The sequence below is a fragment of the Stenotrophomonas sp. PI_27 genome (assembly GCF_027854495.1).
In the GTDB taxonomy this organism is placed as follows: Bacteria; Pseudomonadota; Gammaproteobacteria; order Xanthomonadales; family Xanthomonadaceae; genus Stenotrophomonas; species Stenotrophomonas pavanii.
The window spans coordinates 102,889-120,606 of the sequence record NZ_JAJNOF010000007.1 but is presented as its reverse complement, the minus strand read 5'-3'; the positions used below and the strand labels follow the sequence as shown (position 1 = coordinate 120,606).

The following is a 17,718-nucleotide window of genomic DNA, read 5'->3' as shown; positions in this document are numbered from 1 at the left end:
GCGGAGGACTGTGAGTTTGCGGGGACGCCGTAAACCCGTCCTTGGGGGCTTGGCCGCGGCATCCATGCCGCAGACACCCCGCAAACCCACAGTCCCCCGCCTTCGACAGTGTCCCGGTGACGGAGGCACGCGCTTCGTAGAGTCGAGCTTGCTCGACTGGGATGTCAGAAGCGGTGGAGGGAACGGGGAAAGAGGATGAATTACCGCGCGCGCGCAGCGTGCGACCCGCTTTTGATTTTGATTTCGTTCTTGCCTGCGGCCCGCGCGATGTAGGGTAGGCCGGGTGGGTGGGGCGTGCAGGACCGTTGGCGCCATGGATGGCGCCATCGAGCCCCCAAGGATGGGTTTACGGCGTGTCCTGCACGCCCCACCTACCCGGCCCATCACCAGCATCCATCAGTGCGAGCGCGCGCCGCAGAGGGGGCAGCGCCCGATGGAGTGGAGTAACTCAGTACCGCTTGATCCCCGGCACCGTGCAGCCTTCAATCTGCGCGTGCGCCGACACCGCATTCTCCTTCTCGCCCCGCGCCAGGCGCGACTGTTCGATCGTCGCCCAGTGCCGCCGGCACAGCGGCCCGGTCTTCGAGCCGAGATCCACCGCCTTGCGTGCGAACGTCTCCGCCTGCGCCCACTGGCCCTGCAGCAGCGCCAGTTCAGCCCGCTCCTGCAGCACGGCCGGGTCCCCGGCCACGATGTCGAGCGCATGGTCCAGGCTGCTGGCGGCACCGGCCAGGTCGTTGGCCTGGCGCTGCGCCTGTGCGGTCAGCCGCAGGTCTTCCACCTGCGAATCACGCAGCGGCTGCACCGACAACTCCTTGTCATCCGGGCCCGCGGCCGCGTCCACCGCGGCCAGCCGCTGCGCCGGCGTCGTGGTATCCACCGGCTTGACCACCGGCGGTGCAGTACTGACGCAAGCGGCCAGGGCCAGGCTGAGGCCGGTCAGGGCAAGGGGCTGCAGCAGGATTCGCATGTTCATCGGCATCATCGGCTTGGCGGAGGAGAGGCGGCGGCGGGCTCGGCAGGGGCATCCGGCTTGCGGTCCAGGCCGAACCAGCTGCGCCAGCCACCGCCCTCGCCTTCAGCCTCGCCCTGCCCGTCCGGCGGCGCGGCCGGTGCACACGGGGCGTAGGCCGGGGCATAGCCCACCACGAACGGGAAACGGCGCGCGCCGGGGCAGCCTTCATCGGTGCTGTTGAGGCCGGTCGGGGCCACCGACTGCCAGTCCAGGCCCTTGTTGCTGACCCGTAGCGGCGCGCTCGGCAGGCGCTGGAAGATGCCCGACCAGACCCGCATCGCACCGGTGGCGCCATACAGGCCGGCCTGCTCGTTCTGGTCGTTGCCGATCCAGATCACCGCCAGGTGATCGCCGGTGTAACCAGCGTACCAGCTGTCGCGCCCGTCGTTGGTGGTACCGGTCTTGCCGGCCGGCTGCAGGCGGCCAAGGCCGTCGGCATTGAGCCGCTGCGCGGTGCCGCTGGCGACCACCTGCTGCAGGCCGACACTGATCAGGTTGGCGGCAATCGAATCGCCTTCCTGTGCCGGTGCCGGCGTCTTGTCGTAACGCTTGAGCAGCTTGCCCTGCGGATCGAGCACGCCACGCACCGCGTGCAGCGGCTGGATCTCGCCGCCGGACGCCAGGAACTGATACAGCTGCGCCATCGCGTACGGGCTCTGGTCGGTCGAGCCGAGGATCACCGCCGGGTTGGCGTCGGCCTTGATGCCGGCCAGGACATGGATCAGCTGGGTCACGCGCTCCGGGCCGACCTGCATGCCCACGCGCACCGTGGCCTGGTTGTAGGAATGCGCCAGTGCGTCGATCAGGCGCACCGTGCCGTGGCTGCGGTTGTCCGCGTTGCCGGGACTCCAGTTGCGGCCGCGGCCGAGCTGCACCGTCACCGGCGAGTCATCGACCCAGCTGGCCAGCGAGTAACGGTCCGGCTGTGCCAGGGCCAGCAGGTAGACGAACGGCTTGAGCAGCGAACCGACAGGACGCTGCGCCTCGATCGCGCGGTTGAAGCCGACCTCGGACACCTCGCGGCTGCCGATCACCGCCAGCACGTCGCCGTTGTGCACGTCGGTCAGCACCATGCCGGCCTGCAGCTCGGGGCGGCGCTTGCTTTCCAGCGACTTGATGGTGCGGGTCACCGCGCCTTCGGCGTAGGCCTGCGCGGACGGCGACATGCCGGTCATCACGCTCAGGCCCGCACCCTGCAGCGCCGATTCCGGGTAGTCATGGCCGAGCTGGCGACGGACCAGGTCAACGTAGGCCGGGAAGCGGTTGGCCGCGACCAGGCCCGGCGTCTTGGGAACGCCCAGCGGTGCCTTCAGTGCGCGCTGGTACTCGGCGTCGTCGATCAGCGTGGCCTCATGCAGCTTGCCCAGCACGAAGTTGCGGCGATCCAGCGCGCGCTCCGGGTTGCGCCGCGGGTCGTAGAAGGACGGCCCCTTGACCAGCCCGATCAGCAGGGCGATCTGCTCGGTCTCCAGCGACTGCAGGTCGCGGCCGAACCAGAACTCGGCACCGGAGGACATGCCATGGATCGCCTGGCTGCCGCGCTGGCCCAGGTACACCTGGTTGAGATAGGCCTCGAAGATGGTGCGCTTGTCGTAGCGCGCTTCCATGATCAGCGCGTACAGCACTTCATTGAACTTGCGGGTGATCGTCTGTTCCTTGCCGATGCCGAGCAGGCCGCTGCGGGCCAGCTGCTGGGTCAGCGTCGAAGCGCCCTGGCGGCTCTGGCCACCGGAGCGGATCGTCACCCACACGGCGCGCGCGATGCCGGACAGGTCGATGCCGTGGTGGCGGTTGAAGTCCTTGTCCTCCACCGCCTGCAGGCCGGTCACCAGCAGGTCCGGCGCCTCGTCCATGCGGATCAGCCGGCGTTCTTCCTGCTTCTGCCCATAGAGGGTGGCGATACGCGCCGGATCCAGCCGCGCCGCCTTCAACGCCTTGCGGCTGTCGGCGTCACGCAGCGAGGCCACGCCGCCATCGGCCAGCGTCAGTTCCACCCGGCGCGGGGCCACCCGGCCGTCAACGTCGTTGTAGCCGCGGCTGGCGATCACGAAGCGCCCGCCGTTCACCGCGTAGGTGGCCGGCTCCTTGCCCTGGCCGTCATCGCGGTAGGCCGAGGCGGCCAGCTCGGTCTTCAGCGTGGACGCATCCATCGCCTTGCCGGGGGTCAGTACCAGCGGGCGCGCGTACACGCGCGTCGGGATCTGCCAGCGCAGCTCGCCGAAACGCTGGGTCACCTGCTGGTTCAGGTACAGCGTATAGGGAATGAGGAACCCCAGTCCCAACGCGACCGCAGCCATGCTCCAGGTGATCAGCCGGCGCCGCCACAGCGGACCGCTGTCCTGCTGGTCGTCGTCGTCGAAATCGTCGATGTCGTCGGAATCGTAGCGTCGGGGCACGGGAATGCGAGAATGTAGGGTCTGGCGAGTCTACCCCAGCCGCTGCGGCTGGCGGGTTCTCCCGGGTTCCCCTGCTTAAGCTGGAGTTGCAACCGGATGGCGATGTCCCTGGCCGAGATCCGATACCTGATCAACCGCCTGTCGGGCCTGGCCCGCCGGAGCCTGGCAAGCCTGCGCACCCGTGGCTGGCGGGCCACCTGGCAACGCATCCGCGTGCACACCCAGCGCGCCGTTCCCGCGCCGCGCACGCCGCTGTTCCTGCCGCCGGCCCAGGAGTTCGCCCCCTTCGCGGTGCCGTTCAGCGCGTCGCCGGAGGTGAGCATCATCATTCCGGTCTACAACCATGTCGACCACACCCTGGCCTGTCTGCGCGCGCTGGCGGCGCACCCGCCGGCGGCCGCCTGCGAGATCCTGGTGGTGGATGACGGCAGCAGCGATGCCACCGTGCAGTGGATGCCGCAGGTGGCCGGGCTGCGCTATGAAGTACGCGAGCACAACGGCGGCTTCATCGACGCCTGCAACGATGGCGTGTCGCGCGCACGCGGCCGCTACGTGGTGCTGCTCAACAACGATACCGTGCCGCAACCCGGCTGGCTTGATGCCCTGCTGGACACCTTCGGCAGCGTGCCCGGCGCCGGCCTGGTCGGCAGCCAGCTGCTGTACCCGGATGGCCGCCTGCAGGAGTCGGGCGGCGTGATCTTCACCGATGGCAGTGGCTGGAGCTATGGCCGCTTCGAAGCGGCTGACGATCCGCGCTTTGCCAGCCTGCGCGACGTCGACTACTGCTCCGGTGCGGCGCTGATGCTGCCGCGCGCGCTGTGGCAGCAGCTGGATGGCTTCGACACCCGCTACAGGCCGGCGTACTACGAGGACACCGACCTGGCCTTCCGCGTGCGTGCACACGGCCTGCGCGTGCTGGTGCAGCCGGCCAGCCGGGTGGTCCACGACGAAGGCACCAGCAACGGCACCGACACCGGCAGCGGGGTGAAGGCCTACCAGGTGCGCAACCAGGCCATCTTCGCCGCCCGCTGGGCCACCGAACTGGCCCGCCACCCGGCGGTCGGCGACGTGCCGTCGCCGGCGTTGCTGCTGCGCGGCCGGCGCCAGGTGCTGATCCTGGACGAGGAAGTGCCGCAGCCGGATCGTGATTCCGGATCGCTGCGCCAGGTCAATCTGATTCGCCTGCTGCTGCAGGGCGGTGCGCATGTGGTGTTCGTGCCGACCCGGCGCGAGCATGCCGGCGCGGCGACCGAAGCGCTGCAGCGGATGGGCGTGGAAGTCTGGTACGCACCGTTCCTTGACGGCGTGGCCGGCTGGTTGCGCAGCCACGGCTCGCGGTTCGACGTGGCGATGCTGGTGCGCCACCACGTCGCCCACGAGTGCCTGCCCCTGCTCAAGCGCTATGCGCCGCAGGCACGCACGGTGTTCGACACCGTCGACCTGCACTACCTGCGTGAACGCCGCGGTGCCGAAGTGGCCGGCGATGCGGCCCTGCTGCGCGCCGCAGAACGCACCCGCAGCAGCGAACTGGCCGTGATGGAACAGTGCGACATCACGGTGCTGGTCAGTGCCGCAGAGCGCGAGCAGCTGCAGGCCGATGCGCCACGGGTGCGGGTGGAGCTGATCTCCAACCTGCACGAGGTTGCCGGTGCAGGCGCGGCGTTCGAGCAGCGCCACGACCTGGTGTTTGTCGGTGGCTTCCGCCATCCGCCGAACCTGGATGGCATGCAATGGTTCATCGGCGAGGTCTTCGCGCGCATCCGTGCCCGCCTGCCGGAGGTACGCCTGCACTGCATCGGCGCGGCGGCCCCGGAATCGCTGCTGGCACTGGCCGCGCGCCAACCCGGCGTGCAGATGCACGGCTTCGTCGAAGACATCACGCCCTACATGGACGGCGCGCGCATCGCCATCGCACCCCTGCGGTTCGGCGCCGGAGTGAAGGGCAAGATCAACCTGAGCATGGCCCATGGCCAGCCGGTGGTCGGTACCACGTGCGCCGTGGAAGGCATGCACCTGCACCCGGGCAAGGATGTGCTGGTGGCCGACGACGCCGAAGGATTCGCCGATGCGGTGATCCGCCTGTACCAGGATCCGCAGTTGTGGCAACAGTTGTCCGACGCCGGTCTGGCCAATGTCGCCGAGCATTTCTCGCTCGAAGCCGCCCGCGCAACCGTGCAGCGCGTGTTCTTCGACTAGTCCACCCGTCCACCGGCGCGGCGCAGGCGATCTTCAAACGCCGGCAGTTCGGCCAGGTCCGGTTGCAGCAACCTCGCCTGTTCGGCGGCATGTTCGGCAAAGGCCAGGTCGCCGCTGCCGAGCCGTTCGCTACCGATTGCCAGCCAGCGCTGGGCCAGGCGCAGCCGCGCCGAGGGCAACCCCGACGCAGTCGGTGACAGGGTCTGCCAGGCCTGCAGGCAGGCGCCTGCGGCCTGTACGCGGTTCTGCCGCAGATTGTCGTCGAAGCAGCGGCGACTGGCGGGCAGCAGGCGCGCGGCAGCGGCCTTCACCCGCGCGTCGCGGGGCGCCAGTGACTGGGCTTCGCGCAGCGCGTCGAACGCGCTGTGTCCCGGCGGGCTGATCCACTGTCCTGCACGCTCGGCGCGCTCGATCTTCCGCAGGTGGTCGCGCAGCTGGCGTTCGCGCTGCGCACTGCTGACCGCAGGCTGCTGCAGGGCCTGTTGCGCCTGCCGCGCGCGCTGCAGGCGTTGCGTCAGCTGCTGCTGCACTGCCTGCGACGCCCCCAGCTCCACGGCCAATGCCGCATCACGTTGCGCCGCGTCGAACTGGAAATCGTCGGCGAGCTTCTGGCTGCGCGCCACCACCGCCTGCAAGGCCTGCTCACGCCCGCGCTGGGCGTTGGGATCATCGGCGGCCACCGCCAGCACCGCCAGGAAGCCCCTGGCCGCTGCGTCCAGCTGCTGCCGTTGCAACGAACGCTGCGCCTGCCGAAGGCGCGGGTCGACCGCGCGCGCCAGGGCTTCCTCGCTGGCTGGCAGATCGGCATGCCCGGCATCGAACTGACGGGCGCGGCGCAGGATCGCCGCTGCGTCGGCAAGCTCCCCTCGCCCGGCCCGCATGCGCGCCTGCTGCAGCAGGTCGCTCAATGCGTCTTCGCGCCCTTCCAGCGCGGGCAGGTTGTCCGGCTGCAGGGCCAGGATGCGTTGGAACAGGGGCAATGCACTGCTCTCGCCGTCATCCAGGCGCCCGGCCGCGAACGCATTGCGCGCCTGTGCCAGCAGTGCCCCGATTCCCGCACCGGCACTGCGTCGCGCCTGCAACTGACGGGCAACCGCTTCGGCTTCAGCCTGCGGCACCTGCAGTTCGCGGGCCAGTGCCAGTGCCCGTGCACTACCCTCCAGGTCATCGGCCTGCAGGCGGTCGCGGGCCTGTTGCAGCGCTGCCGCGCCGGTATTGGCCAGGCCCTGGCGCGCCTGCGGCCGATCGCCATCCAGTGCCAGCACTGCCTGGTAGCGCTCGCGTGCACCGCTGCCATCAGCATCGCTCAGGCGCCCGGCGGCCAGCGCCCGATCCCCTTCGGCCAGCAGCTGTTCGATCTGCGGCTCATCCCAGAACCAGTCGGCCAGCGGCTTGCGCAGCAGGACCAGCAGCACGAACACCGCCAGCGCTGCCAGCAGCGCCCAGCGCCAGATCCGGCGCGCATGGCGCGCCTGCAGCCACCACCAACGCCCCTCGCGGCGGACGCGGTCCAGCGCCGGGTGTTCAGCGCCATGCGGGCGATGCGGGGGCTCGCGTTCCATGCGTGCAAGGGTAGCCGGGGCAGCGTGAAGCTCAGCCGAGGCGACGGGCCTCGCTCACGCCCGGCAGCGCATCGAGCTTGCCCAGCAGGGTCGACAGCTGGCCGTAATCGCTCACCTTCAGCCGCAGCCGCAGGTGCGCACGGCCGCTGTTGCGCACGTTGTCGCTGTGGATGTCGAGCACGTAAGCGTCCTCCTGGGCGATCAGGTTGGTGATGTCCTTCAGCAGCCAGCGGCGGTCGACGGCGTCGACCACCACGTCCACTTCATAGCCACCGCCGGCCTGGCCCCATTCCACCGGCAGGATGCGCTGCGGGCTGGTGGCCGCCAACCGGGCCAGCGCTGCACAGTCTGCACGATGCACGGTGACACCCCGGCTACGGGTCAGGTAGCCGACGATCGGCTCGCCGGCCACCGGTTGGCAGCAGCGTGCCAGCTGCACCAGCAGGTTGCCCACGCCCTGCACCGTGAACTTCGATTTGCCCAGATTCTCGCGACGCGCGGTCGGCCGCGGCAGGGTCGGCGCCGGCGGCGGCTGGCTTGCGGCGCGCTCCGCCTCCAGCAGCGCGCGGCTGACCTGGTTCGGGCCGGTATCGCCCAGCGCCACCTGGATGTACAGGTCATCGACGCTGTCGGCATGGAATTTCTTCGCCGCGATGGCCAGGTCCGAGTGCTGCAGACCCAGCCGCTTCAGTTCGCGCTCGAGCAGCTCGCGGCCGGCCTGTACGTTGCGCGCACGGTCCAGCTTGTGGAACCAGCTGCGCACCTTTTCGCGCGACCGGTTGCTGGCCAGGAAGCCGTTGGCCGGCATCAGCCAGTCGCGACGGGGGTCGGCCTCCTTGCCGGTCAGGATCTCGACGCGGTCGCCACTGCGCAGGCGATAGGTCAGCGGCACGATGCGGCCGTTGACCTTGGCACCGCGGCAGCGGTGGCCGACCATGGTGTGCACCTGGTAGGCGAAATCAAGCGGGGTGGCGCCCTGCGGCAGGTCCAGCACCTCGTCCTTCGGGCTCAGTGCATAGACCCGGTCCTCGGTCAGCTCGGCATCGAGCGCCCCGGCCAGTTCATTGCCCTGCCCGTCCTGGGCCTGCTCCAGCAGCTGGCGCATCCAGGTGATCTTGCGATCAAAGGCCTTCTCGGCGCCCTTGCCGCCTTCCTTGTACTTCCAGTGCGCGGCGACGCCCAGCTCGGCCTGCGAGTGCATTTCATGGGTCCGGATCTGCACTTCGATGGTGCGCCCTTCCGGACCGACCACCGCAGTGTGCAGCGAGCGGTAGTCGTTGGCCTTGGGCCGTGCGATGTAGTCGTCGAACTCACTCGGTACCGGTGCCCACAGAGCGTGCACCACGCCCAGCGCGGCATAGCAGGCAGCGACATCGTCGACCATCACCCGCACTGCGCGGATGTCATACAGCTGGTCGAAGGCCAACCGCTTCTTCTGCATCTTCCGCCAGATGCTGTAGATGTGCTTCGGCCGGCCACTCACTTCGGCCTTGATGCCCTGCGCGACCAGTTCGCGCGACAGCACCTTCTTGACGTTCTCGACGTAACGCTCGCGCGCGATGCGGGTTTCGTCCACCTCGCGGGCGATGCGGCGGTAGGTCTCCGGTTCCAGGTGGCGGAACGCCAGATCCTCAAGCTCCCATTTCAGCTGCCAGATGCCCAGGCGGTTGGCCAGGGGAGCGTGGATGTCACGGGTCAGCTGCGCCAGTGCGCGGCGCTGCCCCTCGTCCAGCTTGTCGGCCGCACGCATCCGCGCCAGCTGGCGTGCCAGCAGGATCGGCACCACGCGCAGGTCACGGATGATCGCCAGCAGCAGCCGGCGCAGGCCTTCACTGTTGCGCCCGGCCTCGCGGCCGGCATGCAGTGCCCACACCGGATCGGCGGCATCCTGGCCGTCGAGCAGGCCGATCACCGCCGCCTTGTGGTTGCCCAGCGGCAGCTGGTCCAGGCTGGCACGCAGGCCCGGCAGGTCAAACAGCAAGGCGGCAACCACCGCGCCTTCGTCGGCCGAGAGCATCGCCAGCGCGTCGAGGGTGTCGCCCAGCACCGACCAGGTGGCACGCATCTGGTGGTCGCACGCTGGCGCTTCCCAGTGCTCGCGCAGGGCCTGGCGCAGCGGAGCAGGCAGCACCGCTGCCGAAGGACGGTTCAACAAGGCATCCAGGCCGGGGACGGAAGCGCGGTTCACAGCATCGAGCAGGCAAGACAGAGGGTCCTACACTAGCGCCGGTACCGTTCAGGGACAATCACTGCGGCCACCACCACCCGGCATGAGGACATGCCGCTACACTCGCGAACACACCCAGGAGAGACCCGCCATGCCTTCGATTGCCCCGCGCGTCCGTCCACGGCTGCTGGCCTGTGCCGCCGTGCTGCTGTCCCTGTCCGCGCCTGCGCTGGCCCAGCGCGTGGTGGAGGGCGATCTGCAGCAGCAGATGTCGCCCGCCGAGTTCAAGGCCGCCGGCCTGGACAAGCTCAGTGCCGGTGAACTGGCCACGCTCAACCGCTGGCTGCAGGGCAAGGTCGAGGCGGCCACCACCCAGGCCGTCGCCGCCGCGCGCGAAGAAGGCCGCCAGGAAGTGATCAAGAAGAACCGCGGCTTCCTCGACTTCGGCAGCAGCGAGCCGATCGAAAGCCACCTGCAGGGCGAGTTCCGTGGCTTCGGCCAGGGCCGCCGCTACGTGTTGCAGAACGGCCAGGAATGGGAGCAGATCGATGCCACGCAGTACTCCGGCGGCCGCAAGGATGCCCCGAAGGTCAGCATGCGCCCGGGCGTGATGGGCGCCTGGTACATGAAGGTGGACGGCGTGAACGTGCAGCCGAAGGTACGTCGCACCAAATAGCGCCCGGGCATTCCGGCCGCGCCGGATTCATGCCTGGCTGCCAGGGTCGCCGGAAGGGGCGACCCTGGCGCCCGATCAGGCCTGGCGCAGCGCGGCCACCCGCTGCGCCAGCTTCTTCGCCGAGATGCCGGTGCGCGCGCCCAACTCCTGCGCGAACAGCGACACCCGCAGCTCTTCCAGATCCCAGCGCAGCGCCTGCCATTGCGGGCGATCACGCAGGCCCTGCTGCTCGCCCGCCTCCAGCGCTTCCAGGAACGGATGCAGTTCCAGCATGCGCGCCTGGTCACGCGGCGGATCGCGTTTGGCGCGTTCGGTGCGCAGGATCATCGCCTTCAGGTAGCGCGGGTACTGCGCCAGCGCGTCGGCCGGCGTGTCGCGCAGGAAGCCGGGGTGGATCAGCCCGGCCAGCTGCGCTTCCATGTCGTCCAGGTTGCCGCGCGCCCAGCCCATCAGCGGCGCCTCCAGCATCGGCTTCAGTTCGGCCACCAGCGCCAGGATGGTCTCGGCCAGCTTCAGCCGCGACATCGCCTCGCCAAACAGGGCCTTGGCAGCGTGTTCGCGACGCTGCTCGAACGCCGTCGCATCGCGGATTTCCCCCAGGCCCTCGGCCAGCACGGCATTCATCGCCGCATCGACCAGGTCGCCGCGCAGCCGCTCCTGCGATTCGATCGCCGCGTAGAGAAGACCGGTCTTGGCACCGACCGGCAACTGCTTGCGGGCCTGCTTCACCTTGTCGGCCAGGGCAATCTCGAGCAACCGGCGCACACCCAGCGGGTGCGCTTCCTGCGCCTGCTGGCGGTCGGCGAAGATGCGCAGCGCCACGCTGTCGCCTTCATCGAGCAGCGCCGGATAGGCCGGCACGCCGGCTTCGCCAGGCACCTGCAGCGGGATCGGCGTGGCCGGGAACGTACGCAGGCCATCGGCTGCCATCTCGCGCCCAGCGCGTGCAGCGAAGGCATCGCCGGCACGGCCACCGAATTTCGCGCGCAACGCATCCAGATCCCGCGAGGTTGCCAGCACCTTGCCCTGCTCGTCGCGCAGGCGCAGGTTCATGTGCAGGTGCGGCTCGATCGCACCAGGCTCGAAATCGAGCGCAGTCACCGTGGCACCAGTGGCGCGTGACAGGAAGCGCGCCAGCTCACCGGTGATGGCATCCGCGCTGGGCTGCGGGAACGCTTCGTAGAACGCGCGGCCAAAATCCGGCGCCGGCACGTAGTTGCGGCGCAGCGCCTTGGGCAGGCTGCGGATCAGTGCCGAGGCCTTGTCGGCGACGAAGCCCGGCGCCAACCAGCCCAGCTGCACCGGGTCCAGCGCGTTGAGCAGGTGCAGCGGTACGTCCAGGGTCACGCCATCATCGTCGGCGCCCGGCTCGAAGCGGTAATGCAGCGGCAGCCGCGCCTGGCCCAGCGCCAGGTACTTCGGATAGCGCTCCTGTTCGCTGCCCTCGCCTGGCAACAGATCAACCAGCGACCAGTGCAGGGACTTGCGCTGTTCCGGCGCCAGCCCCTTCCACCAGGCATCCAGGCCGGCGGCCGAATGGATCTGCGCGGGTACCCGGTCCAGGTACCAGCGCGCCTGCCAGTCCTCGTCGGCAACAATGCCGGCGCGGCGCAGCTTGGCCTCTTCCTCGCGGGCGATCTCCAGCACTTTCTGGTTGTCGGCCACGAAACTGGCGCGGGTATTGATCTCGCCGGTGACCAGCGCCTGGCGCACGAAGATGTCATGCGCTTCGCCCGGTGCGATGCGGCCATAGTGCACCGGTTTTTTCGGCGCCAGCACCAGGCCGAACAGGCTGATCTGCTCGGACGCCAGCACCTGGCCCTGCGCGCGCGACCAGTGCGGGTCGAAGTGCTTGCGCAGCAGCAGGTGTGGCAGCTCTGCAATCACCCAGTCCGGCTCGATCGCGGCCAGGGTCATGCCCCACACCTTCTGCGTATCCAACAGGTTGGCCACCAGCAGCCACGGCGGCGGCCGCTTGGACAGCGCCGAACCCGGGAACGGCAGGAAGCGACGCTGGCGCGGCGCCTGGAAATCGCCCTTCTCGGTGCGGTGGCCGATCTGCGTCGGCAGGCCCGCCACCAGCGCGCGGTGCAGGGTCTGGTAGGCAGCGGCACGCACACGTTCGCTGAAACCCCCTCCCGCCGGTGCCTGCTCCTTCTGCGCACGCACGGCCACCGGGGCCGGTGCGGCCTCGGCCTTGCCTTCGCGGGCCAGGCGTGCGGCGCGGTGCAGCTGGCCACGGGTCGCCTTCACCGCCGCCGCGTCATCGCGCGCCGGGGCCGGTGCACTGCTGCCAGCCAGCAGCGGCGCCATCGACGCCTCGCTGGCCTCTTCCTTCCAGCCCAGTTCCTCGCACAGCAGGCGCAGCTGGCGATGCAGCTCACGCCACTCGCGCATGCGCAGGAAGCCGAGGAAATGACGGCCGCACCAGTCGCGCAGCTTCGACTGGGTCAGGTCTTCATGGGCCTGCCGATAGGCATCCCACAGGCGCAGCACGCCAACAAACTCGGAACGGCCATCGGCGAACTGCGCATGCGCGCTGTCGGCCGCGCCGCGTGCTTCGGGCGGACGTTCGCGCGGGTCCTGGATGCCCAGAAACGAGGCGATCACCAGCATCGGCCGCAGGCAGCCGGCGGCCTGCGCGGCGACCAGCATGCGCGCCAGCTTCACGTCCACCGGCAGGCGTGCCATCTGCTTGCCGATGGTGGTCATGCGTCGCTCGGCGTCGATCGCGCCCAGTTCGGTCAGCTGCTGCCAGCCATCGGCTACCGCGCGCTCGTCCGGCGCTTCCAGGAACGGGAAGTCCTCGATGCGGCCCAGGCCGAGCTGCAGCATGCGCAGGATCACCCCGGCCAGGCTGGAGCGGCGGATTTCCGGATCGGTGAACTCCGGCCGCGCCTGGAAATCGGTTTCGGCGTACAGGCGGTAGCAGATGCCCTCGGCGATACGACCGCAGCGGCCCTTGCGCTGGTTGGCGCTGGCCTGCGAGATCGGTTCGATGTGCAGGCGATCCAGCTTGTTGCGCGGGCTGTAGCGCTTGACGCGGGCGAAGCCCGGATCGACCACGTAACGGATGCGCGGCACCGTCAGCGAGGTTTCCGCCACGTTGGTGGCCAGCACGATGCGCCGGTTCGGTCCGGGATTGAACACCCGGTCCTGGTCCTGGTTGGACAGGCGCGCGTACAGCGGCAGCACCTCGGTATTGCGGTACTTGCGCCGTTCCAGCGACTGGTGCGCATCGCGGATCTCGCGCTCGCCGGGCAGGAAGATCAGCACGTCGCCGCGCGCGTCCAGGCGGGTGATCTCGTCAATGGCCGACACGATGGCATCGTTGACGGTGCGTTCGCCCTGGTCTTCGCCCTCGCCTTCCAGCGCGCGGTAGCGCACTTCCACCGGGTAGGTACGGCCTTCCACGCTGATCACCGGCGCATTGTCGAAATGCTGGGCGAAGCGTTCGGTATCGATGGTGGCCGAGGTGACGATCAGTTTCAGGTCCGGGCGCTTGCGCAGCAGCTGCTTCAGGTAGCCCAGCAGGAAGTCGATGTTGAGACTGCGTTCGTGCGCCTCGTCGACGATGATCGTGTCGTAGTTCGACAACCAGCGGTCGCTGGCGATCTCCGCCAGCAGGATGCCGTCGGTCATGAACTTGATGCGGCTGTCTTCGCTGACCTTGTCGTTGAAGCGCACCTGGTAGCCGACCAGCTGGCCCAGTTCGCTCCGCAGTTCCTGCGCCACGCGGCTGGCCACCGCACGTGCGGCAATCCGTCGCGGCTGGGTGCAGCCGATCATGCCGGCCTGGCCACGGCCTGCGGCCAGGCACAGTTTCGGCAGCTGGGTGGTCTTGCCCGAGCCGGTTTCACCGGCGATCACCACGACCTGGTGGTCGCGGATCAGCCCGACGATGGCATCGGCTTCACGCGCAATCGGCAGCTGCGGGTCCAGAGTGATGGACGGCTGCTGCTGCGCCCGCACCTGCCGGCGCTGCACCGACGCCTGCAAGGCCTGCTCGAAGGTGGCGGCCAGCGCCGCATCCTGTGGCTTGGCCTGGCAACGCGAGAGCATCCCCAGCAAACGGCCCCGGTCGCGGCTCATGGCACCGTCGATGGCGGCACGCTGTTGGCGCAGGCGGGGCGACGGATTTTTATCGATAGAGTTCATCAATCGGTTCGTTCAAAACTTTGAAAGCGACCAGTCATCACGACCGGTTTATTGTGAAGGCCAACGATTCCACAAGGAGGAACCCCATGGCGAAGACCAAGAGCACGACCAAGGCCAAGACCGGCAAGCAGAAGCTTGCAGCGGCGGCACCGTCGGCGCCGAACATCGATATCGGGATCACCCAGGGCGACCGCAAGAAGATCGCCGACGGTCTGTCGCGCTTCCAGGCTGACGCGTTCACGCTCTACCTGAAGACGCACAACTTCCACTGGAATGTGACCGGGTCGATGTTCAACTCGCTGCACACCATGTTCGAGACGCAGTACACCGAGCAGTGGGCGGCACTGGACGATGTGGCCGAGCGCATCCGCGCGCTGGGCTTCAATGCCCCGGGCTCCTACCGGGAATTCGCTGCGCTGACCTCGATCGCCGAGGAACCGGGCCTGACCGACAGCGCGGACTGGCGGGAAATGGTACGCCAGTTGGTGGTCGCCAACGAAGCGGTCTGCCGTACGGCACGTGAAGTGCTGGAGGTGGCGGCCAAGGGTGACGACGCCCCGACCGAGGATCTGATGACCCAGCGGCTGCAGACCCACGAGAAGTATGCCTGGATGCTGCGCTCGCTGCTGCAGTAAGGGTTAGGGGCTCGGCAGGGCTGCGCCCTGCACCCGTGGTAGTGCCGGCCGCTGGCCGGCAACAGCGACAGCAGAAGCGGGTTTCCTGAGGGATGGCGGGGTGGGCCCGGTGGCAGGGGACGCCGTAAACCCGTTCTTGGGGGCTTGGCCGCGGCATCCATGCCGCGGACACCCCTGCCACCGGACCCACCCCGCCTTCGACAGATTTCCGCGATCTGCCGGCAAAGCCATTGGGGTCAGATCCGTTTTCCGACGGGAAACGGATCCGACCCCATCTTGTTTTTCGATATCTGACAGTTTTCATCCACGCATGGCGTGGATGGCCCCACCGTCAACGGGAAGCTGTCGGGGGCGGGGCGGTGCGGGCTTGCAGGACCGTTGGCGCCATGGATGGCGCCATCGAGCCCCCAAGGACGGGTTTACGGCGTGTCCTGCAAGCCCACACCGCCCCGCCCAGCCAGAAGACACCCCAGAGCCGGCTGTTGCCTTTGACGTTGCTCTGGCTTGTAGCAGGTGCAGGGCGCAGCCCTGCCGACTCCCCCGCCGGGGTAAACTAGCCGGATGCCTTCCCGTCCCGCGCACGACCTGCTCCAACGCGTCTTTGGTTACGACGATTTCCGTGGTCCCCAGCAGGACATCGTGGAGCACGTCGCTGCCGGTCACGATGCCCTGGTGCTGATGCCCACCGGCGGCGGCAAGTCGCTGTGCTACCAGGTGCCGGCCCTGCTGCGTGACGGTTGCGGCATCGTCATCTCGCCACTGATCGCGCTGATGCAGGACCAGGTCGAAGCCCTGCGCCAGCTGGGCGTGCGTGCCGAGTACCTGAATTCAACCCTGGATGCCGAGACCGCCGGCCGCGTCGAGCGCGAACTGCTTGCCGGCGAGCTGGACATGCTCTATGTCGCCCCCGAGCGGCTGCTGACCGGCCGCTTCCTGTCACTGCTGTCGCGCAGCCGCATCGCCCTGTTCGCCATCGACGAAGCGCACTGCGTGTCGCAGTGGGGCCATGATTTCCGCCCCGAGTACCGCCAGCTGACCGTGCTGCACGAGCGTTGGCCGCAGATCCCGCGGATCGCGCTGACCGCCACCGCCGATCCGCCGACCCAGCGCGAGATCGCCGAGCGCCTCGACCTGCAGGAAGCGCGCCACTTCGTCAGTTCCTTCGACCGCCCCAACATCCGCTACACCGTGGTGCAGAAGGACAATGCCCGCAAGCAGCTGACCGATTTCCTGCATGGCCATCGTGGCGAGGCCGGCATCGTCTACTGCATGTCGCGGCGCAAGGTCGAGGAGACCGCCGAATTCCTCTGCGGCCAGGGCTTCAATGCCCTGCCCTACCACGCCGGACTGCCGCCGGAGGTGCGCGCCAACAACCAGCGCCGCTTCCTGCGAGAGGACGGCATCGTGATGTGCGCCACCATCGCCTTCGGCATGGGCATCGACAAGCCGGACGTGCGCTTTGTCGCGCACACCGACCTGCCCAAGTCGATGGAAGGCTACTACCAGGAAACCGGCCGCGCCGGCCGCGATGGTGAATCCGCCGAAGCGTGGCTGTGCTACGGCCTGGGCGACGTGGTGCTGCTCAAGCAGATGATCGAACAGTCCGAGGCCGGTGAAGAGCGCAAGCAGCTGGAGCGGGCCAAGCTCGACCACCTGCTGGGCTACTGCGAATCGATGCAGTGCCGTCGCCAGGTGCTGCTGGCCGGCTTCGGTGAGACCTATCCCCAGCCCTGCGGCAACTGCGACAACTGCCTGACCCCGCCAGCTTCGTGGGATGCGACCATCCCGGCGCAGAAGGCGCTGAGCTGCGTCTACCGCAGTGGCCAGCGCTTCGGCGTCGGCCACCTGATCGACATCCTGCGTGGCAGCGAGAACGAGAAGGTGAAGCAGCAGGGCCACGACAAGCTCAGCACCTATGGCATCGGCCGCGACCTGGATGCACGCACCTGGCGCAGCGTGTTCCGCCAGCTGGTGGCGGCCAGCCTGCTGGAAGTGGACAGCGAGGGCCACGGTGGCCTGCGCCTGACTGACGCCAGCCGCGACGTGCTGACCGGCCGGCGCCAGATCAGCATGCGCCGCGACCCGGCCAGCAGCAGCAGCGGTCGCGAGCGCAGTGCGCAGCGCACCGGCTTGTCGGTGCTGCCGCAGGACCTGGCCCTGTTCAACGCGCTGCGCGACCTGCGCGCCGAACTGGCACGCGAACAGAACGTGCCGGCCTTCGTGATCTTCCACGACAGCACCCTGCGCAACATCGCCGAGCAGCGCCCGACCAGCCTGGATGCGCTGGCCCGGATCGGCGGCATCGGCGGCACCAAGCTGAGCCGTTACGGCCCGCGCCTGGTCGAGATCGTGCGCGAGGAAGGGTAACGCCGGGCGCCCTGCAGAGCCGAGCCCACGCTCGGCTGCCGTTGCCGCAGAAGCCGCCGAGCGCGGGCGTGGCGCTACATTGGTGCAGGTCCAATCTTGAACACGACATTCAGCAACAAGTGCATCCGCGCCCGCTTGCGGCTAAATTGACGCCATGTCCCTCGCCTCGACCCTGCTGCGTGTCGTGCTCATGCTCAGCCTGTTGCTCAACGGGCTGAACGCGGCCATGGCCAGTGGCCACGAGGACATGGGGCGGATGGCGCACTCCATGGCCGCCGCTGCGGTGGACGGCGGGGCCGACTGCCATCACCACGCCGGCATGCAGGCCGACCCGGCCCCGCAGGCCAAGGCCCCCGCCCACGACGCCCACTGCCAGATCAAGGACTGCGTGCGCAGCTGCGCCCAGCACCCGCTGCTGGTCGTGCAGCCGTTGCCGTTCATGGCTGGTCCCGCGCTGTCGCTGGCCCCGCAGCCGATCCCGGCCAGCGGGCGTCCGGCGCCGCCGCTGCCGCCGATCTCGCGCCCTCCCATCGGCTGATTCCACAC

The 17,718-nt window shown here is 68.9% G+C and carries 10 protein-coding genes; 5 read left to right on the top strand and 5 right to left on the bottom strand.

Translation table 11 applies throughout. From position 1 onward, the window contains the following. Positions 1–448 precede the first annotated feature (448 nt). Complete coding sequence (locus tag LRM18_RS11320) at positions 449–970, bottom strand: hypothetical protein (RefSeq protein ID WP_049466507.1); 522 nt, start codon at positions 968–970, stop codon at positions 449–451. A gap of 11 nt (positions 971–981) precedes the next feature. Next, a complete protein-coding gene (gene mrcB, locus LRM18_RS11315; protein ID WP_049466504.1) occupies positions 982–3,411 on the bottom strand; it encodes a penicillin-binding protein 1B in 2,430 nt (809 codons plus the stop codon). A 96-nt stretch (positions 3,412–3,507) separates the two neighbouring features. On the opposite strand from mrcB, the gene LRM18_RS11310 reads away from it, so the two are divergent. Beyond that, entirely contained in the window at positions 3,508–5,607 is a 2,100-nt protein-coding gene (locus LRM18_RS11310; protein WP_270954531.1) for a glycosyltransferase, read from the top strand. On the opposite strand, the gene LRM18_RS11305 is transcribed toward LRM18_RS11310, so the two are convergent. Together LRM18_RS11305 and LRM18_RS11300 are read right to left on the bottom strand one after the other, a co-directional pair. Continuing rightward, complete coding sequence (locus tag LRM18_RS11305) at positions 5,604–7,169, bottom strand: hypothetical protein (RefSeq protein ID WP_270954529.1); 1,566 nt, start codon at positions 7,167–7,169, stop codon at positions 5,604–5,606. The genes LRM18_RS11310 and LRM18_RS11305 overlap by 4 nt on opposite strands. A gap of 31 nt (positions 7,170–7,200) precedes the next feature. Continuing rightward, positions 7,201–9,357, bottom strand: a complete 2,157-nt coding sequence (locus tag LRM18_RS11300; RefSeq protein ID WP_270954527.1) for a bifunctional (p)ppGpp synthetase/guanosine-3',5'-bis(diphosphate) 3'-pyrophosphohydrolase — start codon at positions 9,355–9,357, stop codon at positions 7,201–7,203. Positions 9,358–9,487: 130 nt separating this feature from the next. On the opposite strand from LRM18_RS11300, the gene LRM18_RS11295 reads away from it, so the two are divergent. Beyond that, a complete protein-coding gene (locus tag LRM18_RS11295; protein ID WP_049466497.1) occupies positions 9,488–10,012 on the top strand; it encodes a hypothetical protein in 525 nt (174 codons plus the stop codon). Positions 10,013–10,087: 75 nt separating this feature from the next. Here the strand turns inward: LRM18_RS11295 and hrpA are convergent, their stop codons facing one another. Further along, positions 10,088–14,170: an ATP-dependent RNA helicase HrpA gene (gene hrpA, locus LRM18_RS11290; protein WP_270954525.1), complete on the bottom strand. Its 4,083-nt coding sequence runs from the start codon at positions 14,168–14,170 to the stop codon at positions 10,088–10,090. 86 nt (positions 14,171–14,256) lie between these two features. On the opposite strand from hrpA, the gene LRM18_RS11285 reads away from it, so the two are divergent. The 3 genes from LRM18_RS11285 (at position 14,257) to LRM18_RS11275 (ending at position 17,710) form a co-directional block, all read left to right on the top strand. Further along, complete coding sequence (locus LRM18_RS11285) at positions 14,257–14,805, top strand: Dps family protein (RefSeq protein ID WP_005410730.1); 549 nt, start codon at positions 14,257–14,259, stop codon at positions 14,803–14,805. A gap of 561 nt (positions 14,806–15,366) precedes the next feature. Beyond that, a complete protein-coding gene (recQ, locus tag LRM18_RS11280) occupies positions 15,367–17,172 on the top strand; it encodes a DNA helicase RecQ (RefSeq protein WP_270954518.1) in 1,806 nt (601 codons plus the stop codon). Between the two features lie 154 nt (positions 17,173–17,326). Beyond that, the gene (locus tag LRM18_RS11275) at positions 17,327–17,710 is read left to right on the top strand and encodes a CopL family metal-binding regulatory protein (RefSeq protein WP_270954516.1); all 384 of its coding nucleotides are present in this window, start codon (positions 17,327–17,329) and stop codon (positions 17,708–17,710) included. Positions 17,711–17,718: the final 8 nt, after the last annotated feature.